We start from the raw sequence: 16,570 nt of genomic DNA on the forward strand, positions 1-16,570 counted from the left end.
GGTGTCACGCCGCCCGGCCGGAACGCGTTGGATCACCACGTCCGTGAGGCGGACCGGCCCACGCCTGCGAGGTCGCCGGACTTGATCAATGCTGTCCCGGCATACTCCTGTGCCGTCTTTCCGGGCAGCGGGGTGGCCCATGGCCGTGGAACGGTCATGGGGAGGGCGCCGCGAAGGCGAGGAACGCGGTGGCGGCGCCGCAGGCGAGGGAGATGGGCATGCGCATGAACACTCCAGCCACGAGAATGCGATGAGTGTTCTTTACGCTACTCACTGTCATCGGGTGCTCGATGGCGGGGCCGGGGGTCATCTGCGGAGACGGGCGCGACATGCGGATCTCCACCGTAAAGGAACGAGGGGCAGGCGTCCGCTCGCCCGTTTCCGCGAATAGATCGATATGGGCCTGCGCGCCGTGGCCAACCCCGCTTGTCGGTGAAATTTGGGACTTCTATCGGAGAAATGAACCCCATGGGGGTATGTTAGGGTCATCGCGTCGGGATACCCCGCCCTGGTATCAATGAGGGCGGGAAGGCGTGTGTGTGCGGCGTCACGGGCAACGACCCTCGCGGGTTGGGACCGAGGGCGGGGGTGCCTGTGAGCTTGGCGGGATGACCTGCGGACGCCGCGTCTTGTTGGTCTCCGCCGGGATCGGCGGGGCCGGCGGCGTGACGGGTGTGACCGGTATTCGGATCGAGTCGGCCGATGATTCGGTCGTCGAGGGCGGAATACCATAGGGGGGTACCGTGTTATAGGAGAAGAAGCTGCGCACAGGGGGAGAGATGCACGGATACGCCGACAACAAACAGGACCACGTGCGGCGGCTGCGCCGGATCGAAGGTCAGATCCGCGGTCTGCAGCGGATGGTTGAAGAGGACAAATACTGCATCGACATCCTCACCCAGGTGTCGGCGTCCAACCGGGCGCTGCAGTCCTTCGCCCTCTCCCTGCTGGAAGAGCACATGGCGCACTGTGTGGCCGAGGCCACCGCCAAGGGCGGCGCAGAGGCCGAGGCCAAGATCAAGGAAGCCTCCGACGCCATCGCCCGCCTCGTCCGCTCCTGACCGTCACATGGATCAACACGTAACCACCACGCAAGAGGAGCGATCATCATGACCACCACCACCTACACCGTCAAGGGTATGACCTGCGGCCACTGCGTCAGCTCGGTCACCGAGGAGGTCACCGAGATCCCGGGTGTCACCGGCGTCGAGGTCGACCTGGCCACGGGCCTGGTGACGGTCGGAAGCGACGGCCCGATCGACGACGACGCCGTCGCGGCCGCGGTCAAGGAGGCCGGATACGAAGTGGTGGCCGTGCCGTGAACACGCCCGCCAAGCTCGGAGCCTACGCCCTGGGTCTCGCCGTGATCTTCGGCGGAGCGCTCGGAGCGGGCAACGCGGTGGGCTCCGCCGGCGTCGTGCCCATCGCGGACGATCACGGCGCCCACGCGGCCCCGTCCCCGGGCCGGGAAACGAACGATCATGGAGCCCACGCGGAAACGGCTCCGAGCCGGGCAGCAGTCGAGGCACCCGCCCCAGGAGGGCTTCAAGTGTCCCAGGACGGTTACACCCTGACCCCCGAGACGACGGAGATCACGCCGGGCGAGGCCACGGACTTCCGGTTCAGCGTGATCGGACCCGACGGCGGGCCCGTCACTCGTTACCAGACGAAACATGACAAGAAGCTGCACTTCATCGTGGTCTCCCGCGACCTGGGCGGCTTCCAGCACCTGCACCCCGAGCTGACCGGTGACGGCGTGTGGTCGGTGAAGCTGACCCTGCCCGAGGCGGGCGCCTACCGGGCGTTCGCCGACTTCGCCCCCGAGGGAGGCCCTGACCTCACCCTCGGCGCCGATCTGCGGGCGGGCGGCGCCTACGAACCCGGGCAACCGCCCGAGCTGAGCCGTACGTCCACGGTCGACGGCTACACCGTCACCCTCGACGGCGACCTGGTCCCCGGAAAGTCGAGCAGGATCACCCTCAGGGTCGGCAGGGACGGCCGCCCGGTCACCGACCTGCAGCCCTACCTGGGCGCTTACGGCCACCTGGTCGCGCTGCGCGCGGGAGACCTGGCCTACCTGCACGTGCACCCCGACGGGGAGCCGGGCGACGGCAGGACCCAGCCGGGTCCGGAGATCACCTTCTACGCGGAGGTGCCCAGCCGGGGCGACTACCGGCTGTTCCTGGACTTCCAGCACGGGGGAGTCGTGCGCACCGCGGACTTCACCCTCCACGCCGGTCAGGGCGCGGCACCCACCCCCGCCCCCTCGACCGGCCCGTCCGAGCACGGCGAGCACGACCATTGACGCCCGGTGCGACGAGAGGAATCCGGTACGATGAGCGAAAGGAGCAGGTGATGTCCTCCCTCACCGATGACAGGCCGCAGAGCACGGTCGAACTCTCAATTGGCGGCATGACCTGTGCCTCCTGCGCCAACCGGATCGAGCGCAAGCTCAACAAACTCGACGGTGTGACCGCGACCGTCAACTACGCCACCGAGAAGGCCAAGGTCACCTTCGGCGAGGGCATTGATCCGCAGGAGCTGATCGCCGAGGTCGAGAAGACCGGCTACACCGCCGAGCTCCCGCCGAAGCCGGAGCAGCAGGGCGACACGACGCGGGACGAGCCTGCGGACGAGCTCCAGCCGCTGCGACGGCGACTGATCACCTCCGTGGTGCTCGGGGTGCCGGTGATCGCGATGGCGATGATCCCGGCGCTGCAGTTCACCAACTGGCAGTGGCTGTCGCTCACGCTGGCCGCGCCGGTCGTGGTCTACGCCGGCTGGCCGTTCCACAAGGCCGCCTGGACGAACCTGCGCCACGGCGCCGCGACCATGGACACCCTGGTCTCGCTCGGCACCCTCGCCGCTCTCGGCTGGTCGCTGTGGGCGCTGTTCTTCGGCAGCGCGGGCACCCCGGGCATGATCCATCCGTTCTCGTTCACGATCGAGCGCACCGACGGCTCGGGCAACATCTACTTCGAGGCGGCCGCGGGCGTGACCGCGTTCATCCTGGCCGGCCGCTACTTCGAGGCCCGGGCCAAACGCCGCGCGGGCTCCGCCCTGCGAGCCCTGCTGGAGCTGGGCGCCAAGGACGTCACCGTCCTGCGCGGCGGATCCGAGACGCGGGTCCCGTCCGATCAACTGGCCGTCGGAGATCGATTTGTGGTCCGGCCCGGCGAGAAGATCGCCACCGACGGCGTGGTCGAGGAGGGTTCCTCAGCGGTCGACGCCTCCATGCTCACCGGTGAGTCGGTGCCGGTCGAGGTACGGCCCGGCGACACGGTGACCGGCGCGACCGTCAACGCCGGGGGCCGCCTGGTCGTCCGCGCCACCCGCATCGGCTCCGACACCCAGCTCGCCCAGATGGCCAGGCTGGTCGAGGACGCCCAGACCGGCAAGGCCCAGGTCCAGCGGCTGGCCGACCGCATCTCCGGGATCTTCGTCCCGATCGTGATCGCACTGGCCGTCGGCACGCTCGGCTACTGGCTGGGCACCGGTGGCGGCGCCGGGGCGGCCTTCACCGCCGCGGTCGCCGTGCTGATCATCGCCTGCCCGTGCGCCCTGGGCCTGGCCACCCCGACCGCGCTGCTGGTCGGCACCGGCCGCGGAGCCCAGCTCGGCATCCTGATCAAGGGTCCTGAGGCGCTGGAGTCCACCCGCGCCGTCGACACCGTCGTGCTCGACAAGACCGGCACCGTCACCGAGGGGAAGATGACCCTCGCCGGCGTCCACCTCGCCGACGGTGAGGACGCCGCCGAGGTGCTGCGCCTGGCGGGCGCCCTGGAGCACGCCTCCGAACACCCCATCGCCCAGGCCGTCGCCCGGGGAGCCGCCGAGCGCGTGGGCGCGCTGCCCGCCGTCGAGGACTTCGCCGGCATCGAGGGCCTCGGCGTCCAGGGCGTCGTTGACGGGCACGCCGTGCTCGTCGGCCGTCCCGCACTGCTCGCCGAATGGTCACAGCACCTGCCGGCCGAGCTGGAACAGGCGCTCACCGCGGCACAGGCGGCGGGCCGTACCGCCGTCGCGGTCGGCTGGGACGGCAAGGCGCGCGCGGTCCTGGTGGTGGCCGACACGATCAAACCGACCTCGGCCGAGGCGATCCGGCGGTTGCGCGCGCTGGGGCTGACCCCGGTGCTGCTCACCGGCGACAACGAGGCCGTGGCCCGGTCGGTCGCCGACGAGGTCGGCATCGACGAGGTGATCGCCGAGGTGCTGCCCGCCGGCAAGGTCGACGTCGTCAAGCGGCTGCAGGCCGAAGGCCGCAGGGTCGCCATGGTCGGTGACGGCGTCAACGACGCCGCGGCGCTGGCTCAGGCCGATCTCGGCCTGGCCATGGGGACCGGCACCGACGCCGCCATCGAGGCCTCCGACCTCACCCTGGTCCGCGGTGACCTGCGGGTGGCCGCCGACGCGATCCGGCTGTCGCGCCGGACGCTGCGCATCATCAAGGGCAACCTGTTCTGGGCCTTCGCCTACAACGTGGCCGCCCTGCCCCTGGCCGCGCTCGGCCTGCTCAACCCCATGATCGCCGGAGCCGCGATGGCGTTCTCCTCGGTCTTCGTGGTCGGCAACAGCCTGCGCCTGCGCCGCTTCACCTAGGAGAGCGCCAAGCCGGCCGGAGGCGGTACGTACCGCCTCCGGCCGGCTTGGCATTCCGTCACGCCCGGACCCGCAGGGGCGAGCCGACTCCGATCCGCTCGGCCACCATGTCCTGGAAGTGGGCGCAGCCGGTGAAGTCCGCGTGGTCGCAGTCCAGGGCGCATTCGATGAGGTGGAGGGAGGACTGCGCCTCGGCGATGCGCCGGGTCAGGTCCGCGTGCCGGCGGAGCAGGATGTCGCGTCGCCCGTCCGGATCGCCGGTGGCGATCATCTCCCTGATGTCGTCGAGGCTGAATCCGGCCTCCTTCGCCCGCAGTATCACCGCGACGCGGTAAAGATCATCGCGGCCGTAACGACGGCGATCGCCCTCCACCCGTGCCGGTGCCAGCAGGCCCATGGATTCCCAGTGCCGCAGCACATGTGCCGCCAGGCCGAACCGCTCCGCGATCTGACCGATGGCCATCGACGTGACGTCTCCACTTGACTTCATGTCGACATTAAGTCGCATCCTCGATGACATGTCCAACATCACCGTTACAGGCCACAGCACGGGCCATGAAGATGATCCGGCCAACCGGTTGATCCGGCTGCTCGACATGGTCGACGCCCTTCCGGACTCGGTCGAGCTGCGCGTCCGTTCCTACGAGCTGCTTCACCTGGTGCCCGGTGCGCACGTGATCGACGTCGGCTGCGGCGCCGGATGGGCCGTCGGGGAGATGGCCGAACGCGACGTGAGGGCGATCGGCGTCGACATCAGCGAGCAGATGATCGCCATTGGCCGGCAGCGCCGGCCCGAGGCCGATCTCCGCGTCGGCGACGCCTACGCGTTGCCGTTCCAGGACGGAGAGGTGAACGGATATCGGGCCGAGAGGGTCTACCACGAGCTCGACGACCCGGCCAGAGCACTCGCCGAGGCGCGGCGGGTGCTCGCCCCGGGCGGGCGCATCGTCCTCATCGGCCAGGACTGGGACACCTTTGTCATCGACTCCGACGACCCGGCCCTGACCCGGACCATCGTGCATTCCCGCGCCGACGGCGTCCCGAACCCTCGGGCCGCCCGTGGCTACCGCAACCTGTTGCTCAACGCCGGGTTCGACGACGTCGAGGTGGAGGTGCGCACCGGTGTGTTCACCGACGGGTTGATGATGCCCATGCTCTCCGGGCTCGCCCACGCCGCCCGCTCCGCCGGGGTGATCACCCAGGGCCGGGCCGACGCGTGGATCGCGGAGCAGACCGGCCGCGCACGGAACGGGCGGCTCTTCCTCGCGATTCCGCTGTTCGTCGCGGCGGCACGCCGCCCCTGACGATCAGGTTCGAGCTCGTGAGGACGACCTGTACGGCGAGCCGCCGGCCGGATCTTCCCGGCCGGACGTCGTCACGAGGCCGTGGCCGCGAGATTGCTCAGCAGGGCCAGGGCGTGCTCGGAGGGACTGGCGGGCTCGGCCTGTAGAACGATCAGCTGCTGGCCGGGGGCGCTGTTGATGTCGAACACCTCGCAGGTGAGGGTCAGGTCGCCGACCTCGCGGTGGCGGAGTCGCTTGGTCTCGCGGGTCTTGCCGGATATGTCGTGGCGGGCCCAGAGCCGGCGGAACTCCGAGCTTCCGTCGGAGAGCTCATCGATCAGCTCGGTCAGGTACGGGTCGTCGAGGTCGGCACCGGCGGCGGCGCGCAGGTGGGCGACCTTGCTGTGGGCGACCTCCTCCCAGTCCCGGTAGAACTCGCGCGCGGCGGGTTCCAGGAAGACCAGCTGGAGCAGGTTGTCCGTGTATTCGTGGCCACTGTGGAGAGCGTCGGCCAGAGAGTTGGTGGCCAGCACGTCCATCCAGCGGTCGCACACGAGAGCCGGGGTGTCGGGCCAGCTGCGCATCAGCCGCAGCAGGTCCGGGCTGACCTGCCGGGCCTTGTCGGCGGCCCTGGGCTGCCGCGGCCTCGGGTGGGCGAGTTCGTACAGATACGCCGCGGCGTCGGGCCCGAGGCCCAGCGCCTTGACCAGCGAGGCGAGCACCCGCTCGGAGGGGTGGCGCTCGCGCCCCTGTTCCAGGCGGACGTAGTAATCGGTGCTGACACAGGCCAGCATCGCCAGCTCTTCCCGGCGCAGCCCCGGCGTCCGGCGAGGACCGGAGTGCAGCAACCCCACCTGCTGGGGAGTGGTGACCTCGCGCCGCGCACGCAGGAACTCACCAAGGAGATTGTCACTGTCCATTTCGGCACGTTACGTCAGAAATCAACTGGCAGGGTGGTCGTATTACTCCCAGGTGGGAACGCTCCCGCAGGGGAGGTGCCCAGGTCGGCGCGGCATGGGCACCGGGTGGAACGATCAGTCGGCTCCGCTGAGGGCCGTGGATCGTCGTGGTCTTCGCACGCCGCGGCGGAGGAGCAGGGCGACGGCGAAAACGGCGCCGACGAGCAGCGCGATGGACGCCCCCGCGGCGACGTCGGCGACCATGGAGATCCAGATTCCGGCGAGCCCGCAGGCGACGCCGATCGCGGCCGCCAGCGGGAACAGAAGGGCGAGGCGGTCGCTGAGCAGCCGGGCGGTGGCCGCGGGTCCGACGAGCAGGGCGAGGGTCAGGATGGCGCCGAGCGCGGGGACGGTCGCCACCACGGCCATCTCGACGAGCGCGAGCAACGCGAGGTCCAGCAGCACCACGGGCAGCCCCGCCGCCGCGGCGCCGTCGGGGTCGAAGGCCCGCAGCAGCAGCTCCTTGCCCAGCATCGCGAGAGTGAGCAGGACCACACAGGTGACGGCGGCTGTCGTGGCCAGGTCGAAGGTGTCGACGGTGAGGATGTCACCCACGGTGTAGGCGGTCAGGTCCTTGGTGAAGCCGGACTGCGCGGAGATCAGGACGACTCCGAGCGCGAAGCCGCCGGCCAGGGCGACCCCGGTGGCCGCGGTGAAGTCCTGCCCCCTGCCCCGGCCCAGCATCACGACCCCCGCCACGATGAGCAGGCCGAAGACGCCGCCGCCGAGGAGCAGGTTGATACCGAGCAGCGCCGCGATGACGATGCCGGGGAAGGTGGCATGGGTGAGTGCCATGGTGAAGAACGACAGCCTGCGAGCGACCACGAAGACACCGACGACCCCGCCCATGGCTCCGACGAGGGCGGCCTCCAGCAGGGCTCGGTGCATGGCGGAGTCGAACCAGTTCATCCGGTCACCCCCGTCGAGATCCCGGCGGTGGCCTGGTCGAGGGGTCCGGCCGCCGCGCGTCTCCGGACGATTCGGCGGCGGGCCACACCGCCGAGCCCGGCCAGCAGGTAGAGGCCGGTCAGGACGAGGACGACGGTGCCGCCCGCGGCCAGCCGTACCCCGTGGTGGATGGAGGCCTCGTAGCTGGTAGCGAGGCCGAACCAGCCTCCCAGGACGCCGATCACGACGGCCAGCGGCACGATGAGCGCGAGCCGGTCGGACAGCGCGCGGGCGGCCGCGGCGGGCACGATCAGCAGCGCGATGACCAGGATGGTGCCCACGGCGCGTACGGCGGCCACGATGACCACCGCGACGAGCAGGTTGGTCGCCACATCGAGCAGCCCCGTACGGTAGCCGGCCGCCTCGGCCGTTTCGGGGTCGAAGGCGCGCAGCAGGAGCGGGCGCCGCAGCAGGGCCAGCATGACGATGACGACGACGGAGATCAGCGCGGTCTGCGCCAGCTGCTCCCCGGTGACGGTCAGGACGCGGCCGAACAGGAAGGCCGTCAGGTCGGTGGTGTAGCCGCTCTGCCGGGAGACCAGTACCACGCCGAGCGCGAACAGCGAGGTGAGCAGCATGGCCAGGGCGGCGTCCTCGCTCACCTTGCGCCTGCGGGTGAGGAGGGTGAGCAGCGCCGCGGTCACCATGCCCGCGGCGAGCGCGCCCCAGAAGATGCCGCCCTCACCCGCCGCCAGATAGCCGATGACCACGCCGGGGAAGACGGTGTGGGTCATGGTGTCGGTGACGAAGGCGAGCTTGCGCAGCAGGACCAGCACGCCGACGGTGCCCGCCAGCGCGCCGAGGATGATCAGCTCGATCAGCGCGCGGGCCATGAACGGGGTGGCGAAGGGCTCGAAGAGGTTCATGACTGGGCCACGATGACCCGGTCCCCGCGCAGCTCCAGCGCGTGCCCCCCGTAGGTCGCCCGCAGGCACTCGGGAGTCAGGACCTCCTCGGCCGGGCCGAAGCCGAACTGGTACCGGTTGAGCAGGCACACCTCCTCGCACGCCAGGTGGGCGATGGCCAGGTCATGGGTGCTGATCACCACGCTCGCGCCCCGGCCCTTGAGGACGGAGATCGCCTCCAGCAGGGCGTGCTGGCTGACGGCGTCGACGCCGTTGAACGGCTCGTCCAGCAGCAGCAGCCGCGGCTGGGCGGCGATCGCCCGCGCCAGCAGCACTCGCTGGCGCTGCCCACCCGACAGCGTGCCGAACCGGTGGCGCGCCCGCTGGGTGAGGCCCACCTGCTCCAGCGCCTCCGCCGCCGCCGTGCGATCGGCCCTGCCCGGACGCCTGAGCCAGCCGATCTTCCGGTAGCGGCCCATCATCACGACCTGCTCGACCGAGACGGGGAAGTCGGGGTCGAGAGTGTCGGCCTGGGGCACGTAGGCGACGTCGCGACGTGCCAGGGCGGGAGTACGGCCCAGCACCTCGATCCTGCCTCGGACGACCGGGACCAGGCCGAGGATCGCCTTGATGAGGGTCGACTTGCCTGCCCCGTTGGGGCCGATCAGCGCGACGGCCTCGCCCGGGTGGACGATGCCGTGGATCTTCTCCAGCACCGGCACGTCGCCGTACGCGATGCTGGCGTGCTCCATCCGCAGCGTGACGTCCCGCTCCCGGGGCGCGCCGTCCTCGGGTCCGACGGTTTCGGACGTGGCGGCTTGGGGTCCGGCGGCATCGGGCGGGACGGCTTCGGGCGGGGCGTCCGGGGGAACGCCGTCCGGAGGAGAGGCCGGGGGGGCGGTGTCAGCCATTGAGCGTGCCGACGATGACCTCGGTGTTGTGCTTCTCCATGTCCAGGTAGGTCGCGCCCGCCGAACCCTCGGGGCCGAGCGTGTCCCCGTACAGGGAGTCCTCGCCGGCCTCGACCTTCACCCCCGCCTCCGTTCCGATGGCTTGGGCGGTCTTGGGCGGCAGGGAGGACTCGGAGAAGACGGCGGTCACGCCGGTTGCCTTGATCTTGGCGACGAGATCGGAGATCTGCTTGGCCGACAGTTCGGCGGAGGTGTCGAAGCTGGGGATGATCGAACCGATGAACGTCAGGTGGTAGCGGTCGATGTAGTAGCCGAACGCGTCGTGGTTGGTCACCAGTTTGCGCTGGGCGGCGGGGATCGTGTTGATGCGCTGGGCGATGTCGGTGTCCAGGGCGTCCAGCTTGGCACCGTAGGTGTCCAGATTGGCCTGGTACGCGGCGGCGTCGGGAGTGTCCTTGGCGGCGAAAGCCTTCTCGATGTTCGCCGCCATGATCTTGGCGTTCTGCGGGTTGTGCCAGATGTGGGGGTCGCCCGCGCTCTCCTCCTCCGAGCCGTCACCCTTGCGGATGGTCACGCCCTGGCTGGCGTCCACGACCTGACCCTCGAACCCGGCCGAGGAGATCACCTGGTCCAGCCATTTCTCCAGGCCCACGCCGTTCTTCACCACGACGTCGGCATCCGCGATGGCCTGGATGTCGGCGGGGGAGGGCTCGTAGTCGTGCGGGTCGACGTTCGGCCTGAGGATCTGGGTGACGGTGACCTTGTCGCCACCGACGTTGCGGGCGAAGTCGGCGACCTGCGTGGTGGTGGCGACCACCTTGAGCGGGCCGTCGGCCGTCGTCGAGGTCACGGCCTGGTCGGATGCGGCCGAGGACGTCTGAGCGGTGTCGGCCTGCCCGCAGGCCGTGGCCAGCAACGCGATCAATCCGGCGCTCGCTACAAGACCGCTTCGAGATGAGAACACGGAAGATTATCCCTTTTAGGCATGGATGTAAGGATTCGGTCGGATTCTTCATCGAATGAAAATGATTGTCAAATTAGTTATCATTCTCCTTCGATGCGCCGATGGCCGTGGCCCGCCCCGCCCGCCCCGGCGGGGATGCCGAACTCGCGCACGCCTTCGGCCCCGGCCCCGGCGCCGGGTGGCCGATGACTTTTTCCTCAGGAGTGGCAGGTGACGTGGATGCGAGCCCACGAGGTGTTGGCGTAACCCTTGGGATTCCACAGGTGCCGGGCCGATTCGGGCTGGGTGGCCCCGGCGGTGTCCCAGGCGCGGGCGGTGATCACGGTTTCGCCTTCGCCCAGGTCGGCGGTGGTGCGCCAGTGCTGCCACGCCCAGGGGCTGACCTGCTCGTCGAGATCCGCCTGGATCCAGGTGCCGCCCTCGTCGAGGGAGACGTCGACGCGGGCGACGGCGCGGTTCTCGCCGGCGTAGGCGTAGCCGGCGATCTGGGTGAGGCCGGGTCGCAGGCGGGCGCCGTCGTCGGGGCGCAGGATGGCGGTGTTGAGGGTGACGGGTCCCAGGGAGATGCCGGCGCAGGGGCCGGTCCGGGCGGGGTCGGCCTCGGAGGGCAGCATGCGGTAGGCGGTGGCCTGGAAGTAGTTGTCGGAGGGTTCCGCCTGGGCGGTGACGCGCTGGAGCCATTTGACGCTGCGGGCGCCGATCCAGCCCGGGACGATGGCGCGGACCGGGGCGCCGTGGGCCCGGGGCAGCGGCCGGCCGTTCATGCCCCAGGCCAGCAGGACCTGCCCGGTGATGGCCTTGGCGACGGGAATCGAGCCGCCGTAGGGCTGGGGCGGATCGGCGATGTCGGAGACGTCGGGGGCGGCGAAGGCGATGTGCGCGGCCTCGGGGCACAACTCGGCGCGGGCGAGCACGTCGGCCAGTTTGACGCCGTTCCAGTGGGCGGTGGAGATGGCGCCGGGTCCCCAGGGGTCCTCGCCGGGAATGTCGCGGACCTTGATCAGGTCGGCGCGGCGATTGCCCGCGCACTGCAGGGTCGCCACCAGGGCGTGCTCGGAGAAATCGGAACGCAGATCCTCCAGGGACAGCGTCAGCGGGTGTCCGACCAGGCCGTCCACCGTCAGGCGCCAGGAGGCCGGATCCAGATCGGGAATGGGGCCGTGGTTGCGGCTGTAGAAGGCGTCGAGCGGGGTGAGGGTCCGATCGGCCAGGACGCACGGCGAGGGCTCGGCGTTGTATGGATCGGTCCCGTGCACCACCATGTCATCCCTTTTATCCCATATGTCCATGTAGTTCCGGATACCCTGGGCCGGTGACATGACACCGGCCCAGCCAGGTGGCCTGTGATGCAGCTCATAGGGCCTTGCGAAATATCCGGGGATGAGTTCCCCGTTTACACGTACGCCTTGGAAAACGGGGAGTCATTCCCCGATTTGTATGACGGGCGACAGAGGGGAGCGCCGCCGTGAGCATCACGAGCACAACCGTCGAGCCGAGCCACGTTCCCCGGCTGCGGGCGGATGCGTCACGCAATCGGGAGCGGATCGTGGCCGCCGCGCGCGAGGAGTTCGTGAAGTACGGCGCCGAGGTTGCCTTCGACCAGGTCGCACGGCGGGCCGGGGTGAGCAACGCCACCATCTACCGGCACTTCGTCGACCGCTCGGATCTGATCCGGCAGGTGACGCTGGAGGTCATGAACAGGATCGTCGCGCTGGCCGAATCGGCGCTCGCCGAGGCACCGGACGCGTTCGAGGCGCTGCAGCGTTTCGTGCACGGCGCGGCCGAAGAGCGGATCGGGGCTCTCTGCCCGATTCTGTCCGACGGTTGTGAGCTGATCGCCGCAGAGCTCGCCGAACAACGCATCCGCCTTGAACACGCTCTGGAGGACATCGTGGACCGGGCGCACAGCTCGGGGCTGCTCCGCCCCGACGTGGCCGCCGCCGACATCGTGATCGCAGTGCACCAGCTCACCCGGCCCCTTCCGGGTACCACGGACCTGAACCTCGACCGGTTCGTGGATCGTCATCTGCAACTTTTCCTCGACGGCCTGCGTGCTCCGGGACGCTCCCCCCTGCCGGGAACCGCCGCGACATTCGAGGACTTCCAACGGCGTCGCTAATGACGATCACGGCGACCTGCTGAGTCCCCGTACTTCCAGACACCGCATCACCCCTTACTTTTTCGCGCCGATTTCGCGCTGAATTCGTTTCCTCCATACCGTTAGTGAGTTCACCCATGTCTGAAACAGCCCAGGTCCAACCGGACCCCCGACGCTGGAAAGCGCTCGCATTCATCGCCATAGCCCAGCTGATGGTCGTGCTCGACTCGACGATCGTGAACATCGCGCTGCCCTCCGCCCAGGCGGACCTCGGCATCTCTGACGGCAACCGCCAGTGGGTGATCACCGGTTACGCCCTGGCGTTCGGTGGACTGCTGCTCTTCGGCGGCCGTATCGCGGACCTGTGGGGCCGCAAGCGTGCCTTCACCATTGGACTGATCGGCTTCGCGGGAGCCTCCGCGCTCGGCGGCGCCGCGGTCAACGAGGCGATGCTGCTCGGCTCTCGCGCGCTGCAGGGCGCGTTCGGCGCGCTGCTGGCGCCCGCCGCGCTGTCGCTGCTCGCGGTGATGTTCACCGAGTCCCGGGAACGTGCCAAAGCTTTCGGCATCTACGGCGCCATCGCCGGCGGTGGCGGCGCCGTGGGCCTGATCCTCGGCGGTTTCCTGACCGAATACCTCGATTGGCGCTGGACGTTCTTCGTGAACATCCCCTTCGCCGTCGTCGCCGCCACCGGTGCCTTCCTCGTCATCCGTGAGCCCGCCGGCACCCGCAACGGCAACAGCCTCGACATCCCCGGCGTCGTCCTGGCCACCCTCGGCCTGGTCTCCCTGGTCTACGGCTTCACCCGCGCCGAGTCCGACGGCTGGACCGCGAGCGTGACCATCGGCCTGTTCGTCGCCGCCGTCGTGCTCCTCGCCACGTTCGCGCTGGTCGAGAGCAAGGTACGGTCTCCGCTGCTGCCGCTGCGCGTGGTGGCCGACAGAAACCGCGGTGGCGTGTACATGTCGCTGGGCCTGGCCATCATCGCGATGTTCGGCCTGTTCCTCTTCCTGACCTACTACCTGCAGGCCATCAAGGGTTACTCGCCGGTGCAGACGGGCTTCGCCTTCCTGCCGATGATCGCGGGCATGGTCATCGGCTCGACGCAGATCGGCGCCCGCCTGATGACCCGCGTCCCGCCGCGACTGCTGATGGCGCCGGGCTTCCTGCTCGCCGCGGTCGGCATGCTGATTCTGACCCAGATGGCGATCGACAGCTCGTACGTGGGCCTGGTGCTGCCCGCGCAGATCCTGCTGGGCCTCGGCATGGGCACGGCCTTCATGCCGGCGATGAGCCTGGCCACGTACGGCGTCCAGCCGCGTGACGCGGGGGTCGCCTCCGCGATGGTCAACACCTCGCAGCAGGTCGGTGGCGCCATCGGCATCGCCCTGCTCAACACCATCGCCGCCAGCGCCGCCACCGCCTGGGCCACCTCGCACGCCGCCGAGGCGGGCACCCTCGGCAAGATCGCCTTCGCCAACCAGACGGCGGTGCACGGCTACGCCACCGCGATCTGGTGGGCGGTCGGCATCCTGATACTGGCCGCCGTCATCGTGATCACCCTCGTCAACACCGGTCACCAGGGTGGCGACCCGATCACCTCGTCCGGTGAGGACGGGCAGGAGGACGTGCCGATCCCGGTGTTCGCGCACTGACCACTCCGTGGACACGCATGAGGGGCCCGGCTTGAGCCGGGCCCCTCATGCCGTTCGATCGCATGGCCCGGGCCACCGCGATCACCCCGCCGCCGGACGACCGCGGATCAGCCGTCGACCCGGCAGACCGGGCCCGTTGGGCCACGCCATCGCAGCGGCACGTCACCTCACCGGCGTACGAGGTGGTCGGCGGAAGGGCGGGGAATGCCCGGTGGCTTCGTGCCCATGACGATCGCCAAATCCCTGCTGCTGCTGCTCGCCCTCCTCCTCGCCTGGACGGGGAGGAGAAGGGCGAGACGAGGTCAGGGCTTCGAGGCGGGGGGATCGGCCCGCAGGAGTTCCGCGAACAGCTTCTCCCACATGGGGGTGACGGTGTCGGGGGAGTAGTCCCGCGCCGTCCGTACGGCCGCCTGGCCCATCCGCTGCCGTAGCTCCCGGTCGGCGATGAGACGGCTGACGGCCGAGGCCAGCGCGTCGACGTCCTGGGGCGGCACGAGCAGCCCGTCGATCTCACCGGTGATGACGTCACGTGGGCCGGTCGGGCAGTCGAAGGCGACGACGGGCAGGGCGTGGGACATGGCCTCGATCATCACCATCGGCAGCCCCTCGAACCGGGAGCTGAGCACGTACAGCGAGGATCGGGCCAGCTCCTCGTCGAGCCGGTTGCTCCGGCCCATCAGGGTGACGTTGTCATCGAGCCGGTGTTCCTTGATGAGCGTGCGCAGGGCGGTTTTTTTGGGGCCGGTGCCGTAGATGCGCAGCCGCCAGTCCGGATGGCGCCGCACGACCTGCGCGAACGCCGGGATGAGCATGTCGAAGCCCTTCTGCGGGACGAGGCGGCCGGCGGCGATCACGGTCTGGCTGTCCTGCGTGGAGGCCTTCTGATCGAGGGTGTGGATCGCGTTGGGGATCCGTACGACCGGGGTCCCGGGCAGCAGTGCCTGGTAGTCCTTGCGGTCGGTCGCGGTGAGTACCGCGACCGCGTCCAACCGGCCGTAGTGACGGGCGATCTCCCGCTGGACACTCTCGGGGTGGGTGGCGAGGTTCATGTGTTCCTGGGCGATGCGCACGACGCTTCTCGGAGTACGGCGGGCGGAGATGAGGTTCAGCGCGGGGCGGGTGGTCACCAGGACGCCGTCCCGCAGCCCGGAGACGTAGTCGATGACGGCCCTCTCCACCCGCTCGGTGAAATAGGCCGCCGCGAACTCGCCGTACGGCACGATCTTCCCGCGGACCCGCCGCCAGACCTTGCGGGCCGGTGAGTCGGGCCGTACGCCGTCGCGCTGGTCGGTCAGAGCGGTGATCTCGACTCGCGGATCGACGGGGAACTGGGGTCTGTCGCGGCGGCGTACCGCGCTGACGATCTCGACGTCGTGTCCGGCGGCGACCATCGCGTTGGCCTGGTTGATCACGGTGCGGATCGTGCCGCCCATGCCGTAGGCGTGCAGGAGTACGTAGCGGATCTTCATGCGGCCGCCAGATATCCCCAGGTGACGGAGATCGGCCGCAGGACGTCGGGTATCTGGTCGGGCGTCGGAAGATCACGTCCTCGCTGAACGGCCCCTGTCTGGATCTTGTCCTTCCAGTCGCCGAGACCTTTCTGGATCACGGTCTGCTCGCCGTAGGAGAGCATCTTGGGCTCCCATGGGACGCCGAGGAAGTCGCAGATGCGCCGGATCTGGGTCTCCGGTTCCTCGGTCAGGTCCTCGTAGCGCACCGTCAGGCCGGTGAGCGCGCGGCGGGCCCGCTGCACGGCCTTCATGTAGCGCAGGGCGTCGAGCGCGGCCTCCTCCGGCGTGCGGCGGTCCGGGCCGGCCTCGTGCCAGGACTTCGCGATGGAGGCGGGATGGCGCAGCAGGAAGACGAAGCGGGCATCGGGCCAGCAGGTGGCGATGCGTTCGAAGGCGAAGGCGTTGGCCGGGGTCTTGTCCGCGATGAAGGTCTTGCCGCTGCGGACGAGCTCCCGGTGGAGCACCCGGTCCCACAGCAGATGTTCCAGGTCGGCCTGGTTGTGGCCGAGCGCGTCCATCGCCTTGCGCGACAGCGGGGTGCCGAAGCCCACGGTCAGCCGGCGCACGTGCAGCTCGTGCGGGGCGTGCACCATCGAGTGGGCGTTGAGCACCGATCGCAGGAGCGTGGAGCCCGATCTGACCGGCGAGAGGATGAAGATCGGTGCGGTCAGCAGCCGGTCCGCCCCCGGGTCGGCCGGTGGCCTGACCAATTCCTTCGCGGCCGACTCCCTCGCCGGGCCGACGGGGGTCACGATGGGCGAAAATCCTGCTTTCCCTACCCGGTTAAACTGGAATCC

At 69.7% G+C, this 16,570-nt stretch carries 17 protein-coding genes; 7 read left to right on the top strand and 10 right to left on the bottom strand.

Going from position 1 to position 16,570, the window contains the following annotated elements; genetic code table 11:
• Nucleotides 1-154 precede the first annotated feature (154 nt).
• Nucleotides 155-280, bottom strand: a complete 126-nt coding sequence (locus CHC08_RS52415) for a hypothetical protein (RefSeq protein ID WP_275937179.1) — start codon at nt 278-280, stop codon at nt 155-157.
• A 499-nt stretch (nt 281-779) separates the two neighbouring features.
• On the opposite strand from CHC08_RS52415, the gene CHC08_RS17010 reads away from it, so the two are divergent.
• From CHC08_RS17010 to CHC08_RS17025, 4 genes are read left to right on the top strand one after another with little or no spacing between them, the layout of a single operon-like run.
• Nucleotides 780-1,061, top strand: a complete 282-nt coding sequence (locus tag CHC08_RS17010; protein ID WP_089208255.1) for a metal-sensitive transcriptional regulator — start codon at nt 780-782, stop codon at nt 1,059-1,061.
• Nucleotides 1,062-1,109: 48 nt separating this feature from the next.
• Nucleotides 1,110-1,322, top strand: coding sequence for a heavy-metal-associated domain-containing protein (locus tag CHC08_RS17015; RefSeq protein WP_089208256.1), 213 nt, complete (start codon nt 1,110-1,112; stop codon nt 1,320-1,322).
• Entirely contained in the window at nt 1,319-2,305 is a 987-nt protein-coding gene (locus tag CHC08_RS17020; RefSeq protein WP_089208257.1) for a hypothetical protein, read from the top strand. The genes CHC08_RS17015 and CHC08_RS17020 overlap by 4 nt, the downstream gene beginning before the upstream one ends.
• A 50-nt stretch (nt 2,306-2,355) precedes the next feature.
• Complete coding sequence (locus tag CHC08_RS17025) at nt 2,356-4,599, top strand: heavy metal translocating P-type ATPase (protein ID WP_089208258.1); 2,244 nt, start codon at nt 2,356-2,358, stop codon at nt 4,597-4,599.
• A 58-nt stretch (nt 4,600-4,657) separates the two neighbouring features.
• Here the strand turns inward: CHC08_RS17025 and CHC08_RS17030 are convergent, their stop codons facing one another.
• Nucleotides 4,658-5,089, bottom strand: a complete 432-nt coding sequence (locus CHC08_RS17030) for a helix-turn-helix domain-containing protein (protein WP_089208259.1) — start codon at nt 5,087-5,089, stop codon at nt 4,658-4,660.
• A gap of 28 nt (nt 5,090-5,117) precedes the next feature.
• Here CHC08_RS17030 and CHC08_RS17035 point away from each other — a divergent pair, with 28 nt between their 5' ends.
• A complete protein-coding gene (locus CHC08_RS17035) occupies nt 5,118-5,903 on the top strand; it encodes a methyltransferase domain-containing protein (RefSeq protein ID WP_089208260.1) in 786 nt (261 codons plus the stop codon).
• 71 nt (nt 5,904-5,974) lie between these two features.
• Here CHC08_RS17035 and CHC08_RS17040 read toward each other — a convergent pair whose 3' ends face one another.
• The 6 genes from CHC08_RS17040 to CHC08_RS17065 form a co-directional block, all read right to left on the bottom strand.
• Nucleotides 5,975-6,802 carry a helix-turn-helix transcriptional regulator gene (locus CHC08_RS17040; RefSeq protein ID WP_089208261.1) on the bottom strand — a complete coding sequence of 276 codons (828 nt, stop codon included), beginning with the start codon at nt 6,800-6,802 and terminating at the stop codon, nt 5,975-5,977.
• Between the two features lie 114 nt (nt 6,803-6,916).
• The gene (locus CHC08_RS17045; protein ID WP_089208262.1) at nt 6,917-7,750 is read right to left on the bottom strand and encodes a metal ABC transporter permease; all 834 of its coding nucleotides are present in this window, start codon (nt 7,748-7,750) and stop codon (nt 6,917-6,919) included.
• Entirely contained in the window at nt 7,747-8,655 is a 909-nt protein-coding gene (locus tag CHC08_RS17050) for a metal ABC transporter permease (RefSeq protein WP_089208263.1), read from the bottom strand. Before CHC08_RS17050 ends, CHC08_RS17045 begins: the two co-directional genes overlap by 4 nt.
• The gene (locus CHC08_RS17055) at nt 8,652-9,545 is read right to left on the bottom strand and encodes a metal ABC transporter ATP-binding protein (protein ID WP_245878371.1); all 894 of its coding nucleotides are present in this window, start codon (nt 9,543-9,545) and stop codon (nt 8,652-8,654) included. Before CHC08_RS17055 ends, CHC08_RS17050 begins: the two co-directional genes overlap by 4 nt.
• Nucleotides 9,538-10,509: a metal ABC transporter substrate-binding protein gene (locus CHC08_RS17060; protein ID WP_245878372.1), complete on the bottom strand. Its 972-nt coding sequence runs from the start codon at nt 10,507-10,509 to the stop codon at nt 9,538-9,540. The genes CHC08_RS17055 and CHC08_RS17060 overlap by 8 nt, the downstream gene beginning before the upstream one ends.
• A gap of 197 nt (nt 10,510-10,706) precedes the next feature.
• Complete coding sequence (locus tag CHC08_RS17065) at nt 10,707-11,771, bottom strand: sulfite oxidase (RefSeq protein ID WP_218825338.1); 1,065 nt, start codon at nt 11,769-11,771, stop codon at nt 10,707-10,709.
• Between the two features lie 203 nt (nt 11,772-11,974).
• Here CHC08_RS17065 and CHC08_RS17070 point away from each other — a divergent pair, with 203 nt between their 5' ends.
• Nucleotides 11,975-12,628 carry a TetR/AcrR family transcriptional regulator gene (locus CHC08_RS17070; protein ID WP_089208264.1) on the top strand — a complete coding sequence of 218 codons (654 nt, stop codon included), beginning with the start codon at nt 11,975-11,977 and terminating at the stop codon, nt 12,626-12,628.
• A gap of 116 nt (nt 12,629-12,744) precedes the next feature.
• Nucleotides 12,745-14,262: an MFS transporter gene (locus tag CHC08_RS17075; RefSeq protein WP_089208265.1), complete on the top strand. Its 1,518-nt coding sequence runs from the start codon at nt 12,745-12,747 to the stop codon at nt 14,260-14,262.
• A 302-nt stretch (nt 14,263-14,564) separates the two neighbouring features.
• Here the strand turns inward: CHC08_RS17075 and CHC08_RS17080 are convergent, their stop codons facing one another.
• Both CHC08_RS17080 and CHC08_RS17085 read right to left on the bottom strand, forming a co-directional pair.
• The gene (locus tag CHC08_RS17080) at nt 14,565-15,731 is read right to left on the bottom strand and encodes a glycosyltransferase family 4 protein (protein WP_089208266.1); all 1,167 of its coding nucleotides are present in this window, start codon (nt 15,729-15,731) and stop codon (nt 14,565-14,567) included.
• Complete coding sequence (locus tag CHC08_RS17085) at nt 15,728-16,525, bottom strand: sulfotransferase family protein (protein WP_245878373.1); 798 nt, start codon at nt 16,523-16,525, stop codon at nt 15,728-15,730. The genes CHC08_RS17080 and CHC08_RS17085 overlap by 4 nt, the downstream gene beginning before the upstream one ends.
• Nucleotides 16,526-16,570: the final 45 nt, after the last annotated feature.

Source organism: Streptosporangium subroseum (assembly GCF_900188345.1).
Classification (GTDB): domain Bacteria; phylum Actinomycetota; class Actinomycetes; order Streptosporangiales; family Streptosporangiaceae; genus Streptosporangium; species Streptosporangium subroseum.

Coding starts and splice junctions, on each gene's coding strand:
- CHC08_RS52415 (WP_275937179.1), bottom strand. CDS start 280: ATGACAGTGAGTAGCGTAAAGAACACTCATCGCATTCTCGTGGCTGGA.
- CHC08_RS17010 (WP_089208255.1), top strand. CDS start 780: ATGCACGGATACGCCGACAACAAACAGGACCACGTGCGGCGGCTGCGC.
- CHC08_RS17015 (WP_089208256.1), top strand. CDS start 1,110: ATGACCACCACCACCTACACCGTCAAGGGTATGACCTGCGGCCACTGC.
- CHC08_RS17025 (WP_089208258.1), top strand. CDS start 2,356: ATGTCCTCCCTCACCGATGACAGGCCGCAGAGCACGGTCGAACTCTCA.
- CHC08_RS17030 (WP_089208259.1), bottom strand. CDS start 5,089: ATGAAGTCAAGTGGAGACGTCACGTCGATGGCCATCGGTCAGATCGCG.
- CHC08_RS17035 (WP_089208260.1), top strand. CDS start 5,118: ATGTCCAACATCACCGTTACAGGCCACAGCACGGGCCATGAAGATGAT.
- CHC08_RS17040 (WP_089208261.1), bottom strand. CDS start 6,802: ATGGACAGTGACAATCTCCTTGGTGAGTTCCTGCGTGCGCGGCGCGAG.
- CHC08_RS17045 (WP_089208262.1), bottom strand. CDS start 7,750: ATGAACTGGTTCGACTCCGCCATGCACCGAGCCCTGCTGGAGGCCGCC.
- CHC08_RS17050 (WP_089208263.1), bottom strand. CDS start 8,655: ATGAACCTCTTCGAGCCCTTCGCCACCCCGTTCATGGCCCGCGCGCTG.
- CHC08_RS17055 (WP_245878371.1), bottom strand. CDS start 9,545: ATGGCTGACACCGCCCCCCCGGCCTCTCCTCCGGACGGCGTTCCCCCG.
- CHC08_RS17065 (WP_218825338.1), bottom strand. CDS start 11,771: ATGGTGGTGCACGGGACCGATCCATACAACGCCGAGCCCTCGCCGTGC.
- CHC08_RS17075 (WP_089208265.1), top strand. CDS start 12,745: ATGTCTGAAACAGCCCAGGTCCAACCGGACCCCCGACGCTGGAAAGCG.
- CHC08_RS17080 (WP_089208266.1), bottom strand. CDS start 15,731: ATGAAGATCCGCTACGTACTCCTGCACGCCTACGGCATGGGCGGCACG.